Source organism: Streptomyces luteoverticillatus (assembly GCF_003970715.1).
Classification (GTDB): Bacteria; Actinomycetota; Actinomycetes; order Streptomycetales; family Streptomycetaceae; genus Streptomyces; species Streptomyces abikoensis.
This window is the reverse complement of sequence record NZ_CP034587.1, coordinates 4,454,946-4,479,092: the sequence shown is the minus strand read 5'-3', so window position 1 is coordinate 4,479,092 and position 24,147 is coordinate 4,454,946. Positions and strand designations below refer to the sequence as shown.

At 71.1% G+C, this 24,147-nt stretch carries 21 protein-coding genes; 6 read left to right on the top strand and 15 right to left on the bottom strand.

Going from position 1 to position 24,147, the window contains the following annotated elements:
- Nucleotides 1-476: 476 nt before the first annotated feature.
- Nucleotides 477-788, bottom strand: coding sequence for a hypothetical protein (locus EKH77_RS19930; protein WP_126915693.1), 312 nt, complete (start codon nucleotides 786-788; stop codon nucleotides 477-479).
- A 516-nt stretch (nucleotides 789-1,304) separates the two neighbouring features.
- On the opposite strand from EKH77_RS19930, the gene EKH77_RS19925 reads away from it, so the two are divergent.
- Nucleotides 1,305-2,132, top strand: a complete 828-nt coding sequence (locus EKH77_RS19925; protein WP_126915692.1) for a class I SAM-dependent methyltransferase — start codon at nucleotides 1,305-1,307, stop codon at nucleotides 2,130-2,132.
- 4 nt (nucleotides 2,133-2,136) lie between these two features.
- On the opposite strand, the gene EKH77_RS19920 is transcribed toward EKH77_RS19925, so the two are convergent.
- Complete coding sequence (locus tag EKH77_RS19920) at nucleotides 2,137-2,742, bottom strand: Uma2 family endonuclease (protein ID WP_126915691.1); 606 nt, start codon at nucleotides 2,740-2,742, stop codon at nucleotides 2,137-2,139.
- A gap of 104 nt (nucleotides 2,743-2,846) precedes the next feature.
- On the bottom strand, nucleotides 2,847-3,959 hold the full coding sequence (locus EKH77_RS34375) for a TerD family protein (protein ID WP_126915690.1): 1,113 nt from the start codon (nucleotides 3,957-3,959) through the stop codon (nucleotides 2,847-2,849).
- Nucleotides 3,960-4,104: 145 nt separating this feature from the next.
- Here EKH77_RS34375 and EKH77_RS19910 point away from each other — a divergent pair, with 145 nt between their 5' ends.
- A complete protein-coding gene (locus EKH77_RS19910; RefSeq protein ID WP_240667436.1) occupies nucleotides 4,105-4,464 on the top strand; it encodes a zinc ribbon domain-containing protein YjdM in 360 nt (119 codons plus the stop codon).
- Between the two features lie 70 nt (nucleotides 4,465-4,534).
- Here EKH77_RS19910 and EKH77_RS19905 read toward each other — a convergent pair whose 3' ends face one another.
- From EKH77_RS19905 to EKH77_RS19855, 11 genes are all read right to left on the bottom strand, one after another.
- A complete protein-coding gene (locus EKH77_RS19905; RefSeq protein ID WP_206279887.1) occupies nucleotides 4,535-5,818 on the bottom strand; it encodes a thymidine phosphorylase in 1,284 nt (427 codons plus the stop codon).
- A gap of 95 nt (nucleotides 5,819-5,913) precedes the next feature.
- Nucleotides 5,914-6,309, bottom strand: coding sequence for a cytidine deaminase (locus EKH77_RS19900; RefSeq protein ID WP_126915687.1), 396 nt, complete (start codon nucleotides 6,307-6,309; stop codon nucleotides 5,914-5,916).
- The gene (locus EKH77_RS19895; RefSeq protein WP_240667435.1) at nucleotides 6,306-7,598 is read right to left on the bottom strand and encodes an ABC transporter permease; all 1,293 of its coding nucleotides are present in this window, start codon (nucleotides 7,596-7,598) and stop codon (nucleotides 6,306-6,308) included. Before EKH77_RS19895 ends, EKH77_RS19900 begins: the two co-directional genes overlap by 4 nt.
- Entirely contained in the window at nucleotides 7,595-8,701 is a 1,107-nt protein-coding gene (locus EKH77_RS19890) for an ABC transporter permease (protein WP_126915686.1), read from the bottom strand. The genes EKH77_RS19895 and EKH77_RS19890 overlap by 4 nt, the downstream gene beginning before the upstream one ends.
- Nucleotides 8,698-10,434 (bottom strand): ABC transporter ATP-binding protein, encoded by a 1,737-nt coding sequence (locus EKH77_RS19885; RefSeq protein ID WP_240667434.1) that lies wholly within the window; start codon nucleotides 10,432-10,434, stop codon nucleotides 8,698-8,700. The genes EKH77_RS19890 and EKH77_RS19885 overlap by 4 nt, the downstream gene beginning before the upstream one ends.
- A gap of 304 nt (nucleotides 10,435-10,738) precedes the next feature.
- Entirely contained in the window at nucleotides 10,739-11,767 is a 1,029-nt protein-coding gene (locus EKH77_RS19880) for a BMP family lipoprotein (protein ID WP_126915685.1), read from the bottom strand.
- Nucleotides 11,768-11,899: 132 nt separating this feature from the next.
- Nucleotides 11,900-13,138, bottom strand: coding sequence for an amidohydrolase (locus EKH77_RS19875; protein ID WP_126918173.1), 1,239 nt, complete (start codon nucleotides 13,136-13,138; stop codon nucleotides 11,900-11,902).
- 106 nt (nucleotides 13,139-13,244) lie between these two features.
- Nucleotides 13,245-14,459, bottom strand: a complete 1,215-nt coding sequence (locus EKH77_RS19870; protein ID WP_346429064.1) for a hypothetical protein — start codon at nucleotides 14,457-14,459, stop codon at nucleotides 13,245-13,247.
- A 10-nt stretch (nucleotides 14,460-14,469) separates the two neighbouring features.
- Nucleotides 14,470-15,429, bottom strand: coding sequence for an N-acetylneuraminate synthase family protein (locus EKH77_RS19865; RefSeq protein WP_397613010.1), 960 nt, complete (start codon nucleotides 15,427-15,429; stop codon nucleotides 14,470-14,472).
- Between the two features lie 66 nt (nucleotides 15,430-15,495).
- A complete protein-coding gene (locus EKH77_RS19860) occupies nucleotides 15,496-16,848 on the bottom strand; it encodes an acylneuraminate cytidylyltransferase (RefSeq protein ID WP_126915684.1) in 1,353 nt (450 codons plus the stop codon).
- A gap of 17 nt (nucleotides 16,849-16,865) precedes the next feature.
- On the bottom strand, nucleotides 16,866-18,194 hold the full coding sequence (locus tag EKH77_RS19855; protein WP_126915683.1) for a DUF6716 putative glycosyltransferase: 1,329 nt from the start codon (nucleotides 18,192-18,194) through the stop codon (nucleotides 16,866-16,868).
- A 187-nt stretch (nucleotides 18,195-18,381) separates the two neighbouring features.
- Between EKH77_RS19855 and EKH77_RS19850 the strand changes: the two genes are divergently transcribed.
- From EKH77_RS19850 to EKH77_RS19840, 3 genes are read left to right on the top strand one after another with little or no spacing between them, the layout of a single operon-like run.
- A complete protein-coding gene (locus EKH77_RS19850) occupies nucleotides 18,382-19,374 on the top strand; it encodes a glycosyltransferase family 2 protein (RefSeq protein ID WP_126915682.1) in 993 nt (330 codons plus the stop codon).
- Nucleotides 19,374-20,783, top strand: coding sequence for a polysialyltransferase family glycosyltransferase (locus EKH77_RS19845; protein WP_126915681.1), 1,410 nt, complete (start codon nucleotides 19,374-19,376; stop codon nucleotides 20,781-20,783). Before EKH77_RS19850 ends, EKH77_RS19845 begins: the two co-directional genes overlap by 1 nt.
- On the top strand, nucleotides 20,780-21,895 hold the full coding sequence (locus tag EKH77_RS19840) for an acyltransferase family protein (protein WP_126915680.1): 1,116 nt from the start codon (nucleotides 20,780-20,782) through the stop codon (nucleotides 21,893-21,895). Before EKH77_RS19845 ends, EKH77_RS19840 begins: the two co-directional genes overlap by 4 nt.
- Here EKH77_RS19840 and EKH77_RS19835 read toward each other — a convergent pair.
- Nucleotides 21,881-22,543, bottom strand: coding sequence for a TetR/AcrR family transcriptional regulator C-terminal domain-containing protein (locus tag EKH77_RS19835; RefSeq protein ID WP_126915679.1), 663 nt, complete (start codon nucleotides 22,541-22,543; stop codon nucleotides 21,881-21,883). The two genes, EKH77_RS19840 and EKH77_RS19835, sit on opposite strands and share 15 nt — an antisense overlap.
- A 77-nt stretch (nucleotides 22,544-22,620) precedes the next feature.
- Between EKH77_RS19835 and EKH77_RS19830 the strand changes: the two genes are divergently transcribed.
- On the top strand, nucleotides 22,621-24,120 hold the full coding sequence (locus tag EKH77_RS19830; protein WP_126915678.1) for an FAD-dependent monooxygenase: 1,500 nt from the start codon (nucleotides 22,621-22,623) through the stop codon (nucleotides 24,118-24,120).
- The last annotated feature ends 27 nt before the right edge of the window (nucleotides 24,121-24,147 follow it).

The window sequence follows — 24,147 nt, the reverse complement described above, 5'->3', positions numbered from 1 at the left end:
AACACCGTATGGGCGTTCAATCGACCGAGGGTCCCCAGTACGTCGGGGGATCGTCGGTCAACGCACAAAGAGGCCCCCGCCTGGACCGGTTATCCAGACGGGGACCAGAACACCGCATGGGCGTTCAATCGACCGAGGGTCCCCAGCATGTCGGGGGATCGTCGGTCAACGCCCGATCAGCCACCTCCCGAGCTCGCGGACCACAAAGTAGATCCGCTCGATCAGGGTCGGCTTACGGTGACGGGCCACGGATCGCCCTCCTCCACAAAGGCGGCCAAAGATCCCGGTTGACCGCACCTGTTGGATTCGGGCCGGGCCCCGAGGACGTGGGGCCCGGTCCTTCCTTGGAGGAGGGCGTGCCATTGGCACGCACAGCGACACTATCGCCCCTCTGGGTCACCAAATGGCCCATAAGCCAGGGCGCTTGAGGCGCACAGGGGGCGCGTGGTGCGGGCGCGCGCATCCCCGTTCGCGGCCTACGAGACGACGACCACAGCGCCCCTGCCCGTGGAGCCGACGAGGGTGCTGATGCCGCTGTACGTGGCGGTGTAGCCGCGCAGCAGCTGGTCCGCCGCCGTCACGGAGACGCCCTCGGCGTCACAGGTGGCGGTACCGAGGAGACCGGTACGCGCGGTGCACAGGGTCGTGCCGTCGAGGGTGGCGAAGGTGACCGAGGCGCCGGACAGGTACCGGCCGTCGTCGTAGATGACCTTGGCGTTGAGGCCCTTCACCCCCAGCGGGGTGCGGGTCGGCTTCGCCTGCCCCGCCTTGAGGCTGGTCGCCGTCACGTGCGCCTTGTCCGCCGCCGCGCACTTCTTGTCCGTGGCGTCCCACTGGGCGCACCCCGAGGCCTTCCGCCAGCTCGAACCTGCCGTCCCGGCGCCCTCACGTCGTGGTCAGCACTGCCGGAACAGCGGCCCACGGCTTGCAACGCGTGTCAGGCGAGGGCCTACCGCGACGCCGTCGTCCCACCTCCCAGGAGGACGAGTCCGGACGCGGGCTGCTGCTGATCGAGCACGAATCGGACGCGTGGGGCGTGTGCACGCACGGGCCCGGGCCGGGCAAGGCGACGTGGTTCGTGCCGAGCGGCCGGGAGCCGGACCGCACCGGCAGGCCGGCGAAGTCGCCGGTCGGATGCGTGGACTGCAAGGCGCTCGTCACCGCGCGACGCGCGGCCGTTCCGCCTGCGGAAATCACCCGGTCTGGGCTCACTCCGGTGGTGAATTGCACTGCCACCACTGCGGAGTTCGCCGCTCCGCGACGACATACGGCGCGCGGCGGGCCGGCGGCGGCACCATGGGGCCATGACGGAGAATCCCATCGACCGCGCCCCCGAACGGCGCGTCGCCTTCGGCGAGGCGGCCGAGCAGTACGACGCCGCGCGGCCCGGCTATCCGGACGAACTCGTCACCGACGTGCTGGAGTTCACCGGGCACCGGCCACAGGGCGTGGACGCGCTGGAGGTCGGCGCGGGCACGGGCAAGGCGACGCTCGCGTTCGCCGCTCGCGGCGTCACGTTGACCTGCCTCGAACCCGATCCCCGGATGGCGGCCGTGCTGGCGCGGCACTGCGCCGCCGACATGCCTCATGTCACCGTCGAGAACGTCGACTTCGAGAGATGGCAGGCCTCGGACCGGAGGTTCGCGCTGCTTCTCGCGGGCCAGGCGTGGCACTGGGTCGACCCGGAGGTGCGCTGGCGGCGGGCGCGGGAGTTACTGGTTCCGGGCGGGGCCATCGCCCTGTTCTGGAACGACTGGCTGGTGGCCGACGAGCCCCTTCGGCACGAGCTGAGGGCCGTGCACCACCGCCACCTCCAGGGACTGCCGCCGCACTCGATCGTCGACGCCCAGCCGCGCGAGTCGGTCATGGCCCCGAACTCCTGGGTGTGGGAGGAGCTGCGGGCCCAGGAGGACTTCACCGATGTGGAGCACCGCCTGTACCTCTCACGACACACCCGCACCACGGCCGGGATCGTCGACCTGCTGTCGTCGCTCTCCTCGTACCTGATCCTGACGGAGGAGACCCGTCGGGCGGTGCTTTCCGATGTCTCACGGACGATCGACGCCCACGGCGGCGCGCTCGAACTGGAGACACGCACGGGCCTCTTCCTGGCCCGCGCCACCCCGGCGTGAGCCGTCAGCCGACGCCGACGGGGAATGCCTCTGTCTCAAGCGTCAGGGCAAACGGCTCGGGAAGGGGGATGTCCTCTCCGAACTTCCCTGCGTACAGCACTCGGTAGACGTCGTCCTTCGGCTCTCCGTAGAGAGTGATGGTAGGGCCACCCTTCGCCCAACCGTCGACCAGGAGGTAGAGCGGTGCACCGGCGTGCGCGTAGGCCGCAGGCTTGCTGACACGGTCGTGACGGAGGCTGGACTTCGACGTGATCTCGGCGATGAACGTCGAGGCGGACGCGGGAATGTACTGCTCGGACTCGGACAGTTCCAGCAGCTCGGACTCCGGTGCGACGACCAGGTCGGGGATGAAGAGTCCGCTGCGCGAAGGGACGGAGACCGCCAGGGTTTGATAGATCCCCCAGTCCTCCGGAATCACTGTGTACAGAGCGCGCTGGAGCTTTCCCGCGATGACGTTGTGCCTATTGGCGGGAGCTGGTGACACGGTGATGATCCCCTCAATGATCTCCACCTTGCAGCCCTCGGGAGCTTCCGTCTCTTCCCAGATACGGAGCAGCTCGTCCCACTCACGGCCGTGGCCTTCGGAGTGGTCGACGGTGAGTGCGCTCACGGCGGTCTCCTTCATCGGTGCATCACCGATCCCAGCATGCCGAACGGGACCGGCGGAGGTCCACCGGTCCCGTTCACCCGTACGAGGAGTCCCTCGTCAGCCCGTCACTCGTCCTCGTAGTAGTTGTTGACGATCACGTCCGGCTCGTCGTCGCTCATCGCCTCGTTGAGGAGCGCGCCGCCGACGAGGCCCGCCGCGCCCGCGCCGATGAGGGCGCCGGTGCCGAAGCGGCGGCCGCCCTGCTGCTGGCCGCCCTGCTGCTGCGGGTAGCCGGCGGGGGGCTGCTGCTGGGGGTAGCCCTGCTGCTGATATCCCTGCTGGGGGTAGCCCTGCTGCACCGGCTGGGGGTAGCCCGCCTGGGGCTGCTGCGGCGTGTAGTACGGCGGCGGCGTGGTCTGGACGCGCTGGGCGCAGCCGCCGCACGTCTGGACCTGGCGGGGGACGCCCCACTGCGGGGACCACAGGACCGTCGTCATGCCGGGGCCATGGCTCGGGTCGAAGAAGCACGTCACGGTGGAGCTCCCTGATACGTAATCGATTGCTGGTGGGGCGGGTGCGACAGTCGGCGCCGGCGGTACGGGCGGAGCCGCAGGAACCGGCGCCGGAACCGGCGGAGGCGGAGGCGTCGGCGTCGCCGCCTCCCGCAGGACGTCCACGCCGTAGTCCGCCGCGATGCCCGCGAGCCCCGACGCGTACCCCTGCCCGATCGCCCGGAACTTCCATTCCGTCCCGTGGCGGTAGAGCTCGCCGAAGACCATCGCGGTCTCCGTCGAGCCGTCGCCCTTGAGGTCGTAGCGGGCCAGCTCGCGGCCGTCCGCGCGGTCGACGACGCGGATGTGGGCGCTGTCGAGCTGGCCGAAGGTCTGGTGGCGCTGTTCGGCCTCGTAGAGGGAGACGGGGAAGACGATCTTCGTCACCGACTCCGGGACTCTTCCGAGCTCGACCTGGATCTGCTCGCGGTCCTCTCCCCCGGACGTGCCCACGTCCCCCGAGTGGGTGACCGAGCCGTCGGGGCTCCGGAGGTTGTTGAAGAAGACGAAGTGCTGGTCGGAGACGACCTTCCCGGCCTGATCGCACAGCAGGGCGCTGGCGTCCAGGTCGTAGTCGGCGCCTGCGGCGGGACGGACCCGCCAGCCCAGCCCGACCGTCACCGCAGTCAGGCCCGGGGCCTGCTTGGTGAGCGACACGTTGCCGCCCTTGGTCAGGGGCACACCCATGAACTTCCTCCACAAACCACTGTCCCGGTCCCCGTCGTCTTGATCAACGGGGCACTCGCGCCCACAGTTCCTGGCTTGCGCAATATACAAAATGAGGGCCTCGGCTCCGCACGCGCGGGTCCCTGCCCTGAAATATCCTTTCTCCGTGAACGACGAGACCCTCCCCCCTTGCCCCGAGTGCTCCGGCACCTACACCTATGAGATGGGTGCCCTCCTGGTCTGCCCCGAGTGCGGCCACGAGTGGACGCCCTCGGCCGCGAGCGACGCCGGCGACGCCGGTGAGAGCGGGGTGATCCGCGACGCCGTCGGCAACGCCCTCTCCGACGGCGACGACGTCACGGTGGTCAAGACCCTCAAGGTCAAGGGCCACCCGACCGGCATCAAGGCCGGCACCAAGGTCCGCAACATCCGCCTGGTGAGCGGCGTGGCCGGGCACGACATCGACTGCAAGATCGAGGGCTTCGGCGCCATGCAGCTCAAGTCCAGTGTGGTCAAGAAGGCCTGATCCGCCGGCAGTAAAAGCGAAAGCCCCCACCTTGCACTGAAGGCGGGGGCTTTCGTCGTATCGACAGCGCTTACGCGATGCGGTCCAGCACGATCGGGTTCGGCGTGAAGTCCGTACCCGCCGCCGAGATCTCGACGCCGCCCTCAAGAGCCTTGAGCGCGTACTCGAACTTCTCCGGAGTGTCGGTGTTGAGCGTCATCAGCGGCTGGCCCGCCTTGACCGTGTCGCCCGGCTTGGCGTGCATCTCGATGCCCGCGCCGGCCTGCACCGGGTCCTCCTTGCGGGCGCGGCCCGCGCCCAGGCGCCACGCCGAGACGCCCACCGCGTAGGCGTCCAGCTTGGTGAGGACGCCGGACTCGGCGGCCGTCACCACGTGCTGCTCGCGGGCGACCGGCAGGGTGGCGTCCGGGTCACCGCCCTGGGCGATGATCATGCGACGCCAGACGTCCATCGCGGAGCCGTCGGCCAGCGCCTTGGCCGGGTCGGCGTCCTTGATGCCGGCCGCGTCGAGCATCTCGCGGGCCAGGGCGATGGTGAGCTCGACGACGTCCGCCGGGCCACCGCCCGCGAGGACCTCGACGGACTCGCGGACCTCGAGGGCGTTGCCCGCGGTGAGGCCGAGCGGGGTCGACATGTCGGTGAGCAGGGCCACGGTCTTGACGCCGTGGTCGGTGCCGAGGCCGACCATCGTGGAGGCGAGCTCACGGGCGTCCGCGAGGTTCTTCATAAAGGCGCCCGAGCCGACCTTCACGTCGAGGACGAGCGAGCCCGTGCCCTCGGCGATCTTCTTCGACATGATGGAGGAGGCGATCAGCGGGATGGCCTCGACCGTGCCGGTGACGTCGCGCAGGGCGTAGAGCTTCTTGTCGGCCGGGGCCAGGCCGTCGCCGGCGGCGCAGATGACCGAGCCCACGTTGCGCAGGACGTCCAGCATCTCGTCGTTGGAGAGCAGCGCGCGCCAGCCGGGGATGGACTCCAGCTTGTCGAGGGTGCCACCGGTGTGGCCGAGGCCGCGGCCGGAGAGCTGCGGGACGGCCGCGCCGCAGGCGGCGACGAGGGGGGCCAGCGGGAGGGTGATCTTGTCGCCGACGCCGCCGGTGGAGTGCTTGTCGGCGGTGGGGACGGGCAGGGACGAGAAGTCCATGCGCTCGCCGGACTTGATCATCGCGGCGGTCCAGCGCGCGATCTCCGCGCGGTCCATGCCGTTGAGCAGGATGGCCATCGCGAGCGCGGACATCTGCTCGTCGGCGACCTCGCCCCGCGTGTACGCGTCGATCATCCAGTCGATCTGCTCGTCGCTCAGACGACCGCGGTCACGCTTGGTGCGGATAACGGAAATGGCGTCCATCAGCACATTTTCCTTAAGTTCGTAGTCCTCAGGTCTTCCCGGGTCCGGAAAGTGACCCGGACGGGCTGAAAGATCAGCCCGTCCGGCGCTTAGGGACATCTTCAACGATTCAGGTCCGAGGGCCCAAACGCGTCGGGGAGGAGCTCGGCGAGCGGGCGGACGCCCGTCGTCGTGTCCACCTCCAGCTCGGGGCCACCGTGCTCCCAGAGCAGCTGACGGCAGCGGCCGCACGGCATCAGGATGTTGCCGTGGCGGTCGCAGCAGGTGAAGTGGGTCAGCTTGCCGCCGCCGGTGGCGATCAGCTCGGAGACCATGCCGCACTCGGCGCACAGGGCGACGCCGTAGGCGGCGTTCTCCACGTTGCAGCCGGTGACGACGCGGCCGTCGTCCACGAGGGCGGCCGAGCCGACGGGGAAGTTGGAGTACGGGGCGTAGGCCCGGGACATGGCGACCCGGGCCCGCCCGCGCAGGGCCTCCCAGTCAGGGGAGTCGGTCACTTGCCCTGGCCCTTCCGGTACGGCTTGCCGTCGGCCTTGGGCATCCGCAGGCGTTGCGCGGACAGCGACAGGACCAGCAGGGTCGCGACGTACGGGGTGGCGTCGACGAACTCCAGCGGGACGGTCTTGGTCAGCGCGTACCAGAGGACGAGGGCCGCGGCGATGACACCGCTGATGATCGCGGGCTTCTTCTTGCCCTGCTTCAGGCGCCACAGGGCGAGGCCGACGAGCAGCACCGCCACGAGCAGCAGCAGGGCGTGGACGGTCGGGCCGCCGGAGCGCAGCTGGAGGCTGTCCATGAAGCCGAACAGGCCGGCGCCCATGGCCACGCCGCCCGGCCGCCAGTTACCGAAGATCATCGTGGCGAGACCGATGTAGCCGCGACCGCCGGTCTGGCCGTCGGAGTACATGTGGGTGCCGATGGCGAGGAACGCGCCACCGAGGCCGGCCATGGCGCCGGAGACGATGACGGCCGCGTACTTGTACGTGTAGACGTTGACGCCGAGGGACTCGGCGGCCACCGGGCTCTCGCCGCAGGAGCGCAGGCGCAGGCCGAAGGCCGAGCGCCACAGCACGAAGAACGTGCCGACGAAGAGCAGCGCGGCGACGATCGTCAGCCAGGACACGTCGGAGACAAGGCCGTCGAGGACACCGGCGACGTCGGAGACGAGGAACCAGTGGTGCTTCTCGACCGAGTGGAGCCAGTCGGACAGGCCCGGGATGGAGAAGTTGGGCATGTTCTCCATGACCGGCGACTGCTTGTCGTTGCCGCCCGCCTTCTGCGCGGCGCTGCCCTCGGCGCCGAACCACATCTTGGCCAGGTACTGGGTGACGCCCAGGGCCAGGATGTTGATGGCCACACCGGAGATGATGTGGTCGACGTTGAAGGTGACGGTCGCGACGGCGTGGATGAGTCCGCCGACGGCACCGCCGACGACGCCGGCGAGGGCCGCCATCCAAGGGCCGTGCTGCCAGCCCATCCAGCCGGCACAGAACGTGCCGAGCATCATCATGCCTTCGAGGCCGATGTTGACGACGCCGGCGCGCTCGGCCCACAGGCCGCCGAGACCGGCGAGACCGATGGGCACGGCGGCGGCGAGGGCGCCGGAGAACTGACCGGAGGAGGTCAGGTCGTTGGCGCCGGTGATCTCGCGCAGGGCGGCCAGCAGGATCATCGCGCCGGCGAGGATCAGCAGGACGACGGGGGTCGAGAGCTTGCCCCGCTTGCCTTCCGGCCGGTTCCTGCCGGACAGCTTCTCCGCGATGGCGGAGGTGAAGGTGGTGCTCACGCGGAAACCTCCGCCTTGTCGCTCTTACGGGCCTGGGCGGCGAGTTCCTCGCCGACCTTGCGCTGCTGGGCCTTGAGGCCGTATCGGCGCACGATCTCGTAGGCGATGACGACGCACAGGACGATGACGCCCTGGATCACGCCGACGATCTCCTGGGCGTAGCCCTCGAACTCCAGCTGGGTGCCGGTGCGCTCCAGGAAGCCCCAGAGCAGGGCGGCGAGCGCCATGCCGATGGGGTTGTTGCGGCCGAGCAGCGCGATGGCGATACCGGTGAAGCCGATACCGGCCGGGAAGTCGGTGCCGTAGTTGTACGACACGCCGAGCAGGGTCGGCATGCCGACGAGACCGGCGATGGCACCGGACAGCAGCATGGAGGTGATCACCATGCGCTTGACGCTCACGCCGGAGGCGTGGGCCGCGGACTCGGACCGGCCGACGGTGCGGAGGTCGAAGCCGAAGCGGGTGCGGTTGAGGACGAACCAGTAGACGGCGCCGGCGAGGGCGGCGATCACCACGAAGCCGTAGATGGGCTTGGGCTGGGTCGGGATCTCGAAGAAGTGGGCCGAGTCGGGCAGGTAGGGCGTGTGGATCAGGTTGCCCTCCTTCTGCGCGAGGCGGCCGTCCTGGAGGAAGTAGCCGATCACCGAGGCGCCGATGGCGTTCAGCATGATCGTGCTGATGACCTCGTTGACGCCGCGGGTGACCTTCAGCAGACCGGCGATACCGGCCCAGACGGCGCCGATCGCCATCGCGACGACGATGATGATCGGGATCTGGATGATGCCCGGCATCGTCAGCGCGCCGCCGACCACGGCGGCGAAGAACGCCGCGATGCGGTACTGGCCGTCGACGCCGATGTTGAACAGGTTCATCCGGAAGCCGATGGCCACGGCCAGCGCGGACAGGTAGTACGGCGTCGCCTTGTTGATGATCCAGACCTGGCTGTCGGCCTTCGAGCCGAAGTCCACCATCACCTGGTAGGCGTGGAAGGGGTCCTTGCCGGTGGCCCCGATGATGATCGAGGTGATCACCAGCGCGGTGACGATGGCCAGGGCCGGGGCGGCGAGGCCAAGGATCAGCTTGTTCTTGTCGAACTTCTTCACTTCGAGTCACCGCCTTCCGGGTTCTCGTCGTTCTTCTCCTCCGAGGAGGGCTCCTCGGAGGACTTGTCGTCCTTGTCGGCGTCGGCCTTGTCGGCGTCGGCCTTGTCGGCGTCGGCCTTGTCGGCGTCGGCCTTGTCGGCGTCCTCGCCCTTGGCCGGCTTGTCGGCCTCGGCCGGGGCCTTCGGGTCCGCCGGGGTTTCCGGGGTCTCCGGGGCATCCCCGGAATCCGGGGCCTCCGGGGCCTCCTCGGCGCCCTCCTCGTGCTCGAGGTGGCCCGACGCGGCGCCCGTCATGGCGGAGCCCAGCTCCTCCGGGGTGATCGTCGCGGGGTCCGCGTCGGCGACCAGGCGGCCGCGGAACATCACCCGGAGCGTGTCGGAGAGGCCGATCAGCTCGTCCAGGTCGGCGGAGATCAGCAGCACCGCCAGGCCCTCGCGGCGCGCCTCGCGGATCTGGTCCCAGATCTGCGCCTGCGCGCCGACGTCCACGCCCCGGGTGGGGTGCGCGGCGATGAGGAGCTTGGGGTTGTGGCTCATCTCGCGGCCGACGATCAGCTTCTGCTGGTTGCCGCCGGACAGGGAGGCCGCGGTGACCTCGATGCCGGGCGTGCGGACGTCGTACTCGCGGACGATGCGCTCGGTGTCCTCACGGGCGGCCTTGGTGTCGAGGAGCCCACCCTTGCTGTTGGGCTTCTCGGTGACGTGGCCGAGGATGCGGTTCTCCCACAGCGGGGCCTCCAGCAGCAGGCCGTGGCGGTGGCGGTCCTCGGGGATGTACCCCATGCCGCCCTCACGGCGCTTGCGCGTGGGGGTCTTGGTGATGTCGTCGCCGTCGAGGGTGACGACGCCGCCGTCCGGGGTCCGCATGCCCATGATGGCCTCGACGAGCTCCGCCTGACCGTTGCCCTCGACACCCGCGAGGCCGAGGACCTCGCCCTTGTGGATGGTGAAGGAGATGCCGTCGAGCACCGCGCGGACGACGCCGTCGGAGTCGGTGGCGGACAGGTGGAGGCCGTCGACGGTGAGCATGGGCACGTCGGTGACCGTGGACTCACGGGTCTCCGGCGAGGGCAGCTCCTCGCCCACCATCAGCTCGGCGAGCTGCTTGGGGGTGGTCTCGCTGGGGATCGCGGTGCCGACGGTGGTGCCGCGCCGGATGACGGTGATGTCGTCGGCGACGGAGAGCACCTCGCCCAGCTTGTGGGAGATGAAGATGACCGTCAGGCCCTCGGCCTTGAGCTCGCGCAGGTTGTCGAAGAGCGCGTCGACCTCCTGGGGGACCAGGACGGCGGTGGGCTCGTCGAGGATCAGGGTGCGGGCACCCCGGTAGAGGACCTTGAGGATCTCCACGCGCTGGCGGTCGGCGACGCCGAGGTCCTCGACGAGGACGTCGGGGCGCACGCCCAGGCCGTACGCGTCGGAGATCTCCTTGATCTTCTTGCGGGCCTTGTTGCCGATGCCGTGGAGCTTCTCGGCGCCGAGGACGACGTTCTCGAGCACGGTGAGGTTGTCGGCCAGCATGAAGTGCTGGTGCACCATGCCGATGCCGCGCGAGATGGCGTCGGCGGGGCTGGACAGGGAGACCTGCTCGCCGTCGAGGGTGATGGTGCCCTCGTCCGGCTTCTGCATGCCGTAGAGGATCTTCATCAGGGTCGACTTGCCGGCGCCGTTCTCGCCGCAGAGGGCGTGGACGGTGCCGCGGCGGACCGTGAGGTGGATGTCGTGGTTGGCCACGACTCCGGGGAACCGCTTGGTGATGCCCGCGAGCTCTACCGCCGGTGCGGCTGGCTCCTTCTTGGGCTCTTCTGTGGACGCTTTGATGGCGCACTCTCCTCGGGGAAGGGAGCGGGAGGAAAGCCGGACCAGCCGTGCGGGGGTCGGAGGGTTCGGCGGGGCGGGGGCGACGCTACACGCGTCAATGCCGTGCTACGCGCGTAGCGTTGGCTCGTATGTACGGGCCCGGCGGCGGGGGAGCTCCCCCGCCGCCGGGCCCGCTGTCATGACGTCATGACGGACCGGCCGGAACCGGTCACTCGCGTCACGGGGCGGTGCGGACCTTGACCTGGCCGTCCACGATCTTCTTCTTCGCGGCCTCGATCTTGTCCTTGATGTCGTCGATCTGACCACCGGAGGTGGCCAGCGACACGCCGCCGTCCTTGAGCAGGTAGGCGTGCGGGCCCGTGAGCGGCTTGCCGTCCTTGACGCTCTTGATGAGGTCGAAGACCGCCACGTCCACGTTCTTCACCACGGAGGTGAGGATGGAGCTCTTGTACTTCTCCAGGCCGGGCTGCTGGTACTGGTCGGAGTCGACACCGATCGCCCAGGCGCCCTTCTGGCCGGCGATGGCCTCGATCGAACCGTTGCCGGAGAGACCGGCGGCGGTGTAGATCACGTCGATGCCCGAGTCGAGCATGCCCTTGGCCTTGTCCTTGGCGGCCGCCGGGTCGTTGAAGCCCTTGTCGTTGTTCGGGTACAGGTACTGCGAGGTGACCTGGACGCTGGAGTCCGTGTCCTTCGCGCCCTGCTCGAAGCCGGCCTGGAACTTCTGGATGAGGGCGTTGTTCACACCGCCGATGAAGCCGACCTTGTGGTTCTTGGACTTCAGGGCGGCGGCGACACCCGCGAGGTAGGAGCCCTCGTGCTCACCGAAGGTGATGCTGTCGATGTTGTTGCCCGGGGCGACCGAGTCGACGATGCCGAAGGTGGTCTTCGGGAAGTCCTTGGCGACCTTCTCGATCGACTTCGAGTAGTTGAAGCCGACGCCGATGACGGGGTTGTAGCCCGACTCGGCGAGGGAGGTCAGCCGCTGCTCGCGGTCGGCCTCGGTCTCACCGTTCTTGGCGGTCATCAGCTTGCTCTGGACACCCAGGTCCTTCTGGGCCTTGTCCACGCCACGGGCGGCGGACTCGTTGAAGGAGTGGTCGTCACGGCCGCCGACGTCGAACGCCAGGCCGACGCCCTTTCCGCCGCTGCTGGACTCGGTAGAGGACTCACCACAGGCGGTGAGAGTGAATGCGAGAGCCGCGGTGCTGATGCCCGCGACGGCGATAGTGGATACCCGGCGCACGAGGGGCCCCTTCACTCGAAGCGCCTCCATTGGCGCTGTCTTTCGCGGGCATCGTAACGCGCGTAGATACAGATAAAAGGGGTGCTAGGAAGCCGTTATCGGATCGTCGTCAACCCTTCTTGACCCGAATGCCTACATTCGGTTGCCGTCCAGCAATGCCGCGGCGGTAAAGAGCTCCACCCCCACGGCGATCGCTTCCTCGTCAACATCGAAATCGCCGCAATGCAGGTCACGGCGGGTCGTATCCCCCACCGGACGCACTCCGAGCCGGGCCATCGCGCCCGGTACGTGCTCGAGGTACCAGGAGAAATCCTCGCCGCCGAGGCTCTGCTCGGTGTCCTCCAGGGAGTACCGCCCCCGGCGGGCGGCCATGGCGCGCCGGAGCAGCCCCGTGACGTCGGCGTCGTTGACGACGGGCGGGACGCCGCGGATGTAGCTGATCTCCGTCTTGGCCCGGTGGAGGGTGGCGACCTCGTCGACGGCGGCGTGCACCAGGTCGGCGGCCTCCCGCCAGGCGGCGAGGTCCAGGCAGCGGACGGTGCCGGAGAGCTCGGCGTGCTGCGGGATGACGTTGGGGGCGTGCCCGGTCTCCAGCCGGCCCCAGGTCAGGGAGAGCCCCGAGCGGGCGTCGGCCCGCCGGGCGAGGACCGCCGGGACGTCGGTGGCGACCCGGGCGGCGGCCGTCACCAGATCGGTGGTGAGGTGGGGGCGGGCGGTGTGGCCGCCGGGACCGGCGAGGCGGACCTCCAGCCGGTCGCAGGCGGAGGTGATGGGGCCGGTCCGCAGGCCCAGCCGGCCGACCTCGACCTTGGGGTCGCAGTGGACGGCGATGATGCGGCCCACCCCGTCCAGCGCCCCGCACTCGATCGCGTCGAGGGCGCCGCCGGGCAGCACCTCCTCGGCGGGCTGGAAGATCAGCCGCACCGGGTTGGGCAGCAGCCCCTGCTCGGCCAGGTCCGCCAGGACCAGGCCCGCGCCCAGCACGACGGTGGTGTGGACGTCGTGACCGCAGGCGTGGGCCATCTTGGGGATGGTGGAGCGGTACGGGACGGTCTTGGTGTCCGGGATGGGCAGCGCGTCGAGGTCGGCGCGCAGCGCGAGGACGGGCCGCCGGCCGCCGGTGGCGGCGTACGGCGCCCCGTCCCGCCCGATGTCGCAGATCAGGCCCGTGCCGTTCGCGAGCGTACGCGGTCTGAGCCCTGCCTTCTCCAGCCGCGCCCGGACCTGCGCGGTGGTGCGGAACTCACGGTTTCCCAGCTCGGGATGCATGTGCAAGTCGCGCCGGAAGGAGATGAGTTCGCTGCGCAGCCCGGGAGGGAGGAGACCGGGGAGTTCGCCGTCGGTGGTTTCGGGATCGGCTTCGCAGGGCATCAGGTGATTCACCCTGTGAAGGGTAGAGCCCCGAATGGGGCAACTGTCCCTCGATCACGAAAAGTTCAGCCGCATGGATGGCCCGGTCGAGGGGTATGACCCGTATTTACGGCGTACCTTCGGCGACACGCCCCGATGGAACGGGCGCGTACGGTACGCGTCGTACGGCGCGGGCGCAGTCCGTGACTCCGGAGAGGAAACCTTCGGCCCGGGGTGAGGCGTGCTCGGTGAGCCAGGCGGGGTCGATGTCGCAGACGGCGACGGTCACCCCGGTGCCGGCGAGGGCCAGGGGCAGGGTGTGGACGACGGTGGAGGGGAAGCTCAGCACCGTGTGTCCGATGGGCCCGCGCCGGGCGATCAGCTCCAGCGGCAGCTCGGGTCGGACGACCTCCAGCCCCAGCTCGACGGCTATGCGGCGGAGCTTGTCGGTGCTCTCGCGGCGGTGGGCGAAGTAGCGGGTGGCGCCATGGGCGCGGGCGAGCGCGGCGACCGCCTCGAGGTAGCGCTCGGGGTCCACGACCCCGGTCTCGACGAGCGAGGTACCGACGAGATCGGTGCCCCGGGTGAGGGTGGGCGGGCCCTGAGTGGCCCTGGTCCAGGCGAAGTCGTTGGCCGTGACCGTCACTCCGGGTGGCGGTTCCACGGGCATCGAGGTGAAGATTTCCACCGAACGGTGGTTGTTCGGAGTGAGTTTCCGGCGCGCCGATGCGGATACAGGCGCGAAGATGATGTCGCGCGCCCCCGGGGTGGCGTCCCGCCGGTGCCAGCGCACGAAGCGTTCGCCCCGGGCGAGTTGGGAGACGAACTCCATGGTGGCCGTGCCGTCGTCCACCACGATCAGCTCCCGCGCCCGGGTGATGGTCAGCAGCAACTGAACGTAGCGCGAGAACGGGTCGCCGATGACGACGCGCCGCGCCCGGCGCAGCGGCCCGGCGAGCGCCCCGACGGTGGCGAAGGGCGCCCCCGGCCCGCCCCGGGCCTCCTCCCAGCGCACCCCGTGGCCCTGGTCCCGGGCCAGCTCGGCCATCCGCCGCAGCTGACCCCGGGTCATGGGGTCGTGCGGGGCGAGGACGACGACGAGCAGATCGCCGCCGAGCGGGGTGATGTCCCGGGCGCCGGGCTGGCGCGGCACCCCTTCGCACAACGGCCGGGGGCCGTGGGTGACGCGGTACGCCCATTCGAGGACGTTCAGCAGCTGCACCGGGCTCTCGACGAAGGCCAGGGTGGGGGCTTCGGGCCGGCGAGGGCCCCGGAGGCGGCGGACGGGAGCCTCCGCCGCCTCCGGGACCGGTCCGTCGGCCGGCCCCCCGGGCGGGGTCACGGCCGGCCCGTCAGACCGCGACGGGTTCGCGGTCGCCCGCCTCGGCGACGACGCCCGCGACCCGGCGCAGCTTGCGCATCGGCCCCAGCTCGCTGTCGTACACCCGCTTGACCCCATCGCCCAGCGACTCCTCCACGACGCGGATGTCGCGCACGAGCCTGCTGAGCCCGCCGGGTTCGACGGACGCGGCCTGGTCGGAGCCCCACATGGCGCGGTCGAGCGTGATGTGGCGCTCGACGAAGGCGGCGCCGAGGGCGACGGCGGCGAGGGTGGTCTGGAGGCCCGTCTCATGGCCGGAGTAGCCGATGGGGACGTTGGGGTACTCGGCCATCAGGGTGTTGATCACCCGCAGGTTGAGCTCGGCGGCCTTGGCCGGGTAGGTCGAGGTCGCGTGGCAGAGCACGATGTTGTCGCTGCCCAGCACCTCGACGGCGTGCCGGATCTGCCTGGGCGTGGACATCCCGGTGGAGAGGACCACCGTGCGGCCGGTGGCGCGCAGGGCGCGCAGCAGCTCGTCGTCGGTGAGGGAGGCGGAGGCCACCTTGTGGGCGGGGACGTCGAACTTCTCCAGGAACGCGACGGACTCGGCGTCCCAGGGCGAGGCGAACCAGGCGATGCCGCGCCGCGCGCAGTGCTCGTCGATGGCCCGGTACTCGTCCTCGCCGAATTCCACCCGGTGGCGGTATTCGATGTACGTCATCCGGCCCCACGGCGTGTCGCGCTCCACGTCCCACTGGTCGCGCGGGGTGCAGATCTCGGGGGTGCGCTTCTGGAACTTCACGGCGTCGCAGCCGGCGTCGGCGGCGGCGTCGACGAGGGCGAGGGCGGTGGCGAGGTCGCCGTTGTGGTTGATGCCGATCTCGCCGGTGACGTAGACGGGGTGCCCGGGTCCGACGGGCCGGTCGCCGAGGAGCCGGGTGCGGGTTCCGCTGCGGATTCCGCTGCGCGGTGCTGGGTTCACTGGGTTCATGAGGGGGCGGTTCCTTTGATGACGAGGGGAGAACGGGGGCGGGGCGGGGGGCGGGACTGGCTGAGGTCAGACGGTGGTGCCGCTGCCGAGGTCTTCGCCGAGGAGCCAGGTGGCGATCTCGCGGACGGCGCCACGGCCGCCCGGGGCGGCGGTCACGGCGCGGGCGGCGGCGCGGACGACGCCATGGGCGTCGGCGACGGCCACGGGCCAGCCGACGAGGCCCAGGCAGGGCAGGTCGTTGACGTCGTTGCCGGCGTAGAGCACCCGCTGGGGGTCGACGCCGTGCTCCTCGCACCACTGTTTGAGCGACACGTCCTTGCGCCTGCTGCCGTGGATCACGGGCACGCCGAGCTTGCGGCCGCGCGCGGCGACGACGGGGTTGGTCTCGGTGGACAGGATCAGCACCGCCAGCCCGGCCCGGCGCAGCGCGGCGACGCCGAGGCCGTCCCCGCGGTGGACGGCGACGAGCTCGCGCCCGTCGGCGTCGATGAGCACGCGGTCGTCGGTCTGGGTGCCGTCGAAGTCGAGGACGACGGCGTCGATGTCGTGGCGGGCGGGGAGAGCGGGCGCGTTCTCGGCGTCGAGCAGGGGTGCGAGGGCGCGGGCGCGGGCGAGGTCGTGCGGGTCGTCGACCTCCAGGACGCGGGAGGGGTCGGTGCGGACGAGGTCGGTGCGGCCGAAGAAACGGTGCCGGTGCTTGCGGAAGCCGGTGGCTTCCATGGCGTAGGCGGCGCCGGTCTCGAGGAGATCCTGGGGGCGGTCCTGACGGCGGGGGCGGACTGTCTTGTCGTGGTTGACCCCGATCCCGCCCCTTCCCGTAACTGGGGGCTCCGCCCCCAGCCCCCCGTCGTCCTCAAGCGCCGGAGGGGCTGATTTCAGCCCCTCCGGCGCTTGAGGAGCGGGGGTCCGGGGGCGGAGCCCCTGGGAAACGGTGAAAGGGCGGGGCTGGGGCACACCGCCGGAGGCCTGCTCACGCCACACAAAGCCGTGGAAGGGCGTGACCGTCAGCGCCGTGTCGGCGCCGCCCTCGACCACCGCCGAGGCCACCCCGTCCACATCCTCCGCCGTGAGAAACGGACTGGTGCACTGCACCAGCAACACCGCGCCCACCCGCAGCCCCCTCATCGCCTCCCACGCATCCATCGCATGCAACACCGCCGCCTCACTGCTCGCCCCATCCCCCGCGATCGAGGACGGTCGCTGGACGACCTCCGCGCCCGCCCCCCGCGCGGCGGCCGCGATCGCCGGGTCGTCCGTCGAGACGACGACGTCCGTGACGAGCCGGGCCGCCCGGCAGGCGCGGACCGCGCGGGCGACGAGCGGGACGCCGCCGACGGGGGCGAGGTTCTTGCCGGGCACCCCCTTCGAGCCGCCGCGAGCGGGGATGACGGCCAGAACGGTGGCCGGTGACACAGGCATCGCGTACTCCTTCATGGCTACAGCTCCCCCAGCCGCCGGATGACGGGCGCCACACGCTGCACCCCGTGCCGGTACGCCCCGCGCGCGGCCTCCCGGAGCGCGCCACGCGTCGCGCGCCGCAGCGCGCTCTCCTCGCGGCCGGGCGCGGCCGGCTCGCGCAGGGGGCGGCCTTCGGGGTCGAAGCCGTGGCGGGCGAGGATGCCGGGGAGGTAGCCGGGGGCGGTCTCGGCCGTGTAGTAGGGGGCGAGCGGCGGGGGCGCGGCGCGGCGGGCGAGTTCGGCGACGCGGGCGCGGGCCGTGTCGAACGCCTGCTCGCCCATCCCCACGCCCTGGCGGGCCGTCCAGGCGGGGTCCGCCTGGGGGAGGTGGCCCGCGTCGAGGCGGTCCCAGGAGGTGAGGCAGCCGGAGCCGAGGAAGTGGTGGTTGCCGAGGGCCTCGCGGATGCCGAGGTCGGTGAGGACGGCGGTCGGCACGTTCCGGTGGAGGGCTTCGAGGGCGGCGGTGGAGCTGACCGTGACCAGGAGGTCGGTACGGTCGAGGACGTCGCCCATGTGCCCGTAGACCAGGCGGCAGTTGGACGGCAGGCCGCCCGAAAGACAACGGGACAGCTTCTGGTACGGAAGTTCCTCGATGTGCGTCGTGTGCTCACCGGGCTTGCTGCGCAGCTTGATGAGGACGTCCCGGCCGGGGTGGGCGCGGGCGTGCCGGGCGGCGCGTTCGAGGAGGTACGTCCGGTCGGCGCGGCCGTCCGGCACGGAGGGCTGGGCGGCGAACACGACGGTGAACGGCCGGAGGCCGGCTCCCTCGTTCAGCCCGCGCTTCCCTCCCTCCAGGAAGGGCAGCGCGCACTCGGTCACGCTGTCGGAAGGGGCTCCGACGCCCTCGTAGACCGCGCGGAAACGCTCCGCGTCGTGGCGGGAGTTGGCGAGGACGACGTCCGCGCCGTGCCGCAGCAGCAGACCGTCGGCGAGCTTCTCGTAGACGACGCCGACGTAGCCGGTGACGACGACAGGGCGGGAGCCGGCCCCCGCCGCGCCCCACGCGTGAGCGAGCCCGTGGAGCATCGCCTGCACGGCACCCCCGACGCAGGCCAGGACGATCACGTCGTACCGCTCCCGGCCCGCCGCCCGGGTGAACTCCGCCCCGGTGACCTCGCGGAGGGCGTCCGCGCGGACGCCCACCTCGGCGAGCTGGCGGACCGTGGGGGTGGCGCGGCCCCTCAGCAGGAAGCCGTCGAGCTCGCCCCCGGGGGCGAGCCGGTGTGCGGTGAGCGCTCCCCATTTCCACCGGGTGTCGGAGTCCGCCAGGACGGCCACCCGGGGCGGGGATTCATTGCGTGAGGGCACGTCGCCGACGATAGAAATGCATTCCGTTTGGCCGCCCAACGGGACTTCAACAGCCGGTAAACAGCACACCGACGATCGGAGAATCGGTTGACGCACAAGGGCGGTTCATCGATCCGCCGCGCTTCGTTCACCTCTCCTTGTGCCCTTCGTCAGAACGAATGCCGGGGCACCACATAGCGTCACGCGAGTGGTCAAGCTCTCGGTCATCGTGCCGTTCTTCAACGTGCAGACATACGCTCCCGACACACTTCGAAGTCTGAGTGCGAACGCACGTGAGGACTTCGAATTCATTCTCGTCGACGATTGTTCGACGGACGGGACGCCGGAGATCCTCGAGCGCGCGGAGCGCGAGGTGCCGGGGGCGGTGCTGGTGCGGCACGAGGAGAACGGCGGCCTCGCCACGGCCCGCAACACCGGGCTGGAGCTGGCACGCGGGGAGTACGTGACCTTCCTCGACGGCGACGACTGGCTGGCCCCCGGCTACTACGAGCGACTCCTGGCCGTCGCGGAGGAGTTGGACGTCGACTTCGTCCGCGCCGATCACGTGCAGTGCACGGGCCGGACGCGGACCGTCCGCCGGGTGCCCGTCGGACGACGCGGGGTGGCGCTGTCGCCGCGCGAGGCCATACTGCCGGCCGACCGCTCCACGTCCGTCGACTACGCCTACGCCTGGGCGGGCGTCTACCACCGGCGGCTGCTGGACGACGGCCTGCTGCACTTCCCGCAGGGCCTGCGCACCGCCGAGGACCGGCCGTGGATCTGGCGGCTGCACCGCGAGGCGCGGTCCTTCGCGGTGACCGGACTGCTCGGCGTGTTCTACCGCCGGGGCGTCGCCACTTCGCTCACCCAGATCGGCGACGTACGCCAGCTCCATTTCCTGCGCGCTTTCGATCAGGTAATCGAGGAAACGGCGAAGGACCCGGACGCGGAAAAGCTCCTCCCCAAGGCCGTCCGCACGTACTGCGCGATTATGTCCCACCAGTTGGGGACCATCGAACGATTCGAACCCGAAGTCGCCCGGGCGCTGCGTTCCCTGAGCGCGGACGCCTTGCGGCGCATGCCCCGGGAACTCGTCAAGGACGCGCTGAATTCCATGGACGAGGACCGGGCGGCCCGGCTGCGCCGACTGCGCCGCAGGCCCGCCCTGCCGGTCCCGGCCCGATGGAGGGCGGCAGCCTGATGACCTCCCACCCGCCGACCCGGCCGCGCGTCCAGCTCCTGCTCGTCTCCACGCTCTTCGGCGCCGCCACCCTCGCCGCCGCCCTCGACGCGGGGCAACTGCCCGCCGCCGAGCGCCGTTACCTGGTCGTCGCCAACACCGCCGTCATCCCCGAGACCACCCCGGGCCCCGACCGAGCACCCGGCTTCGAGCGGCTGCTCACCCGCTTCGACGGGGTGCTGTCCTGGAACGACGCGATCAGCCCCTTCCACCCCGCCGGCTGGTCCCCGCGCCCCGACGACGCCCCCCTGTGGCAGCGGTACCTGCGGCTGCTGTGGGGGCTCGGCACGGACGACGTGACGATCGTCCTCGAATCCATCCAGGTCAACCCGGCCCTCGCCCTCGCCCAGCTCTTCCCCGACGCGCCCCTGGACGTCTACGCCGACGGGCTGATGAGCTACGGGCCCACCCGCAGCAAGCTCGACCCGCTGATCGGCACGCGCGTCCGGCGCCTCCTCCACCTGGACCTCGTGCCGGGGCTGAAGCCGCTGCTGCTCACGGAGTTCGGGGTCGAGGCGGAGACCGTGCCGGCGGAGGCGTTCGCCAAGGTGCTGGCCGAGCTCTCCGAGAGCTGCCCGGAACCGCCGGAGGCCCCCGAGGGCGCGGCGCTGCTCCTCGGGCAGTACCTCTCGGCGCTGGACATCCTCTCCCCCGAGGAGGAGGAACAGCTGCACGTACGGATGCTGCGCGGCGCGGTCCGGCGTGGCCACCGCGACGTGCTCTTCAAGCCGCATCCCTCGGCGCCGGCCCGCTGGTCGCGGATGCTGGAGGAGGAGGCCGCCCGGCTCGACGCCCGGCTGACGGTCCTGGACTCGCCCGTCCTGGCCGAGGTCGTCTACCAGCGGCTGCGGCCGGCGCTGGTCGTCGCCTGCTTCTCGACCGCACTGCTGACCGCCCGTACGTTCCACAACCTCCCTGTCGCCCGCGCCGGCACGGACCTGCTGCTGGACCGCCTCACGCCGTACCAGAACAGCAACCGAGTCCCGGTGACGCTGGTGGACGCGCTCTTGCCGGACGTGGAAGACCCGTTGTGGGCAGGCGTTCCGCAGGGCGGAACGGGTGGGCCCAACGCCACCCACGGACCCGCACCCGAAGACCTCAGCGACCTACTCGCCGCAGTCGGCTACGCGATGCAACCCCAGATCTACCCGCACCTCCGCCCGGCGGCGGAGCGCTACCTCTCGACGCACCTCACCCCCCACACCTGGCGCTACTTCAAGCGCCGCCGCCTCACCGCCCTCGCCCTGCCCGGCGGGATCCCCTCCCAGCTCGCCTTCCTCCCCCGCAGTCCCGCCGTCCGGAAGCTGGCCCGCCGGGTGCGAGCCGTCAAGCGGCGGCTGACGAAAGCGAAAAGAGTGACGCCCGCATGACGGCCACCCTCCCCGCCCTGCCCGAGCCCCGCACGGAGCAGCCCGCACCGCGCTCCGCCGGCCCCGGGCGGCGTCTGTACGCCCTGGACGGCCTGCGGCTCGTCGCCGCCCTGATGGTGGCGCTCTACCACTACGGCGGCCGGGACGGCGACGTCAGCCGGGCGTGGGGCGCCTCGCCCCGCCACGAGTTCCCGCACCTGTCCTCGGCGTTCGCGTACGGCTGCCTGGGGGTGCAGATCTTCTTCGTCATCAGCGGGTTCGTGATCTGCATGAGCGGCTGGGGCCGCCCCCTGCGGTCCTTCTTCGCCTCGCGCGCCGCCCGTCTCTACCCCGCGTACTGGGCGGCGATCATCCTCGTCACGCTCGTGTTCGCGCTGCCGTGGGTGACGTACAAGACCGTCTCCCCCAGCGACACGCTCGTCAACCTCAGCATGCTCCAGCAGCCCGTCGGCGCCGACCGGGTGCTGGGGGTGTGCTGGACGCTCTGGGCGGAGCTGCGCTTCTACGCGCTCTTCGCGCTGTTCGTCGTGCTGCCCGGGGCCTCGCGCCGGAGGGTGGTGCTGTTCTGCGCGGTGTGGACGCTGATGACGGTGATCACCTCCGCCTCGCACGTCGAGTTCCTGCGCGTGGTGTTCATGCCGGAGCACTCGGCGTTCTTCATCGGCGGCGTCGGTCTGTACCTGGTGCACCGCTTCGGCAATGACGCGGTGGCCTGGGGCATCGTGGGCGTGAGCTTCCTGCTCGGCCAGCACTACGCGGTGGCGGGCCTCGTCCACCCGCCGAACCCCCACTACTTCTCCACCCGTTCCGCCTACGTCGTCATCGCCGTTCTCGCCCTCGGGTACGCGGCCGTCGCGGCGGTGGCCACGGGCCGGACGGACTGGGCGACGTGGCGGTGGCTGCCCTTCGCGGGCGCGCTGACGTACCCGTTCTACCTGGTGCACGAGCACCTGGGGTGGGTGGTGATCGGCGGGCTGCACCGGGGGCTGGGCGTCCCGTCGTACGCGACGTTCGCGCTGACGCTGCTGGTGATGCTGGTGCTGGCGTGGGCGCTGCACCGGTTCGTGGAGCGGCGGTTCACTCCCATGCTGCGCAGGTCACTCGGCGGGTAGTGCGGGTGGAGCGGGCAGCAGTGTGGCCTCGATGCCGGCGATGACGGCGCGCAGGCCGGCCTCGAAGCCGGCGTCGAGGTCGCTGAAGAACACCTGCCCCGCGTCGGCGGTGAGCGGATGGCCCTCCAGGCGCTGGGCGCGCTGGGCCTCGTCGTAGTAGGGGTCGCGCTCGCCGCCAGGGAACGGGTACACGGACTGCTGCTCGATGACGTGGCCCATGGTGAAGCACTGGACGGTGAACCAGGCGCGTGCGGCGTTCGGCAGCGGGAACCCGGCCTCCACCAGCGTCGCCATCAACCCGTCCACGGGACCCGCGTAGTCCGTGCCCCTGAAGCGCGTCCCACTGAAGACCTTGGCGCCGTCGCGATAGCCGAGCACGGCGTCCCGGAGGACGTGGGCCGCGTCGGCCATGAACACCTGCCAGCCGGAGCGGTCGACGGCGCACAGGGCGGCGTCCATGCGGCGGAACATCTCCGTCGCCATCTCGTCGAGCAGTTCCTGCTTGTTCTTGAAATGCCAGTAGAGCGCCGGTGCCTGGACGTCCAGCTCCTTGGCGATCCTGCGCAGGGTGAGGCCTTCGAGGCCCACCTCGTTCAGCAGGCGCAGCGCGGCCACAACCACCTGGGCTCTGTCAATTCGAGTTGCCACCTTGACACCTTAACAACGTTAAGTGCACGCTGAGGAGCGTTCCGAACTTAACAACGTTAAGGAAGAGGGGGGATCGCGTGCACACCACCGACGCGACCACGCACACGGACGTCCTGATCGCGGGCGCCGGGCCGACGGGCCTGGTCCTCGCCGTCGACCTGGCCCGGCGCGGCATACGCCACCGCCTCGTCGACAGCGCCGACCGCGGCTTCCCCGGCTCGCGCGGCGCGGGCCTCCAGCCGCGCTCGCTGGAGGTCTTCGAGGACCTGGGCGTGCTCGGGGCCATGCGCGCCGCGGGCGGCCCGTGCCCGCCGCTGATGGTCTGGGACGGCGACCGGCAGGTCGGCGAATGGGACATGTTCGACCGCGCCGAGCCCACGCCGGCCGTGCCCTACGCCGAGATCATGATGCTGCCCCAGTGGCGCACGGTCGAGATCCTCGCCGCGCGGCTCGAAGAGCTCGGCGGCCACGTGGACTTCGAGACCGGACTGACCGGCTTCGAGCAGGACGCCGACGGCGTCACCGCCACCCTCACCCGGTCGGACGGCACGACCGAGACCGTACGGGCCCGCTACCTGGTCGGCGCCGACGGCGGCCGCAGCGCCGTGCGCCACGCGCTGGGCGTCGGCTTCACCGCGGAGCCCGTCGACGAGCGCGCCGCCCTCCTCGCCGACGTCGTCGTCGACGGGCTGGAGCGCACCCACTGGCACGTCTGGCCGGACGCCCCGGGCGGCAGGCTCGCGCTGCGCCCGCTGGAGGGCGTCGAGACCTTCCAGCTCGTCGCCCGCCACGACGACCCCGACGCGCGGATCGACCCCGAGCGGGACGGCACCACGGAGGCCCTCCAGCGCCTGATCGAGGAGGGGACGGGCCGGAGCGACCTGACGGTGGGCGAGGTCCACTGGGTGTCGGCGTTCAAACCGCGCATGGCCATGGCGGAACGGTTCCGCGAGGGGCGGGTCTTCCTCGCCGGGGACGCCGCCCACGTCCACTCCCCGGCCGGCGGCCAGGGCCTCAACACCAGCATCCAGGACGGCTACAACCTCGGCTGGAAGCTGGAGGCGGTCCTGCGGCGCGGGGCGCCGGACTCCCTCCTCGACACCTACGCGACCGAACGGATGGGAGTCGCGGCCGACGTCCTGGGCCTGAGCACCCGCATCCACCACGAGGACGACGGCGGCCGGCCCCGGCGCGGCCCGGAGACCCACCAGCTCCACGTGGGCTACCCGGACAGCCCCCTCACCCGCGAGCTGCGCCACGACCTCCCCGAGGGCGCCCTGCGCGCGGGCGACCGCGCCCCGGACGCGCCGTGCGAGGACCCCGCCTCCGGGGCGCGGGTCCGCCTCTTCGAGGTCTTCCAGGGGACGCACGCGACGGTCCTGGCCCTGGGGGACGGGGAACCGGCGGTGCCCGCGGTGCCGGAGTGGGCCCGCGTGTTCCGGCCGGTGGACGTGGACGGGCACGTCAAGGAGGCGTACGGCTCGGGGTACTTCGTGATCCGCCCGGACGGGTACGTGGGCCTGGCGACGGACGACGCGGGGGACGTGGCGGCGTACCTGGCGACGCTGACGGGGTGACGGACGAGCCGCTCCGTGCCGGGCGGG

Coding starts and splice junctions, on each gene's coding strand:
- EKH77_RS19925 (WP_126915692.1), top strand. CDS start 1,305: ATGACGGAGAATCCCATCGACCGCGCCCCCGAACGGCGCGTCGCCTTC.
- EKH77_RS34375 (WP_126915690.1), bottom strand. CDS start 3,959: ATGGGTGTGCCCCTGACCAAGGGCGGCAACGTGTCGCTCACCAAGCAG.
- EKH77_RS19875 (WP_126918173.1), bottom strand. CDS start 13,138: ATGCCCTGCGAAGCCGATCCCGAAACCACCGACGGCGAACTCCCCGGT.
- EKH77_RS19865 (WP_397613010.1), bottom strand. CDS start 15,429: ATGAACCCAGTGAACCCAGCACCGCGCAGCGGAATCCGCAGCGGAACC.
- EKH77_RS19860 (WP_126915684.1), bottom strand. CDS start 16,848: ATGCCTGTGTCACCGGCCACCGTTCTGGCCGTCATCCCCGCTCGCGGC.
- EKH77_RS19845 (WP_126915681.1), top strand. CDS start 19,374: ATGACCTCCCACCCGCCGACCCGGCCGCGCGTCCAGCTCCTGCTCGTC.
- EKH77_RS19840 (WP_126915680.1), top strand. CDS start 20,780: ATGACGGCCACCCTCCCCGCCCTGCCCGAGCCCCGCACGGAGCAGCCC.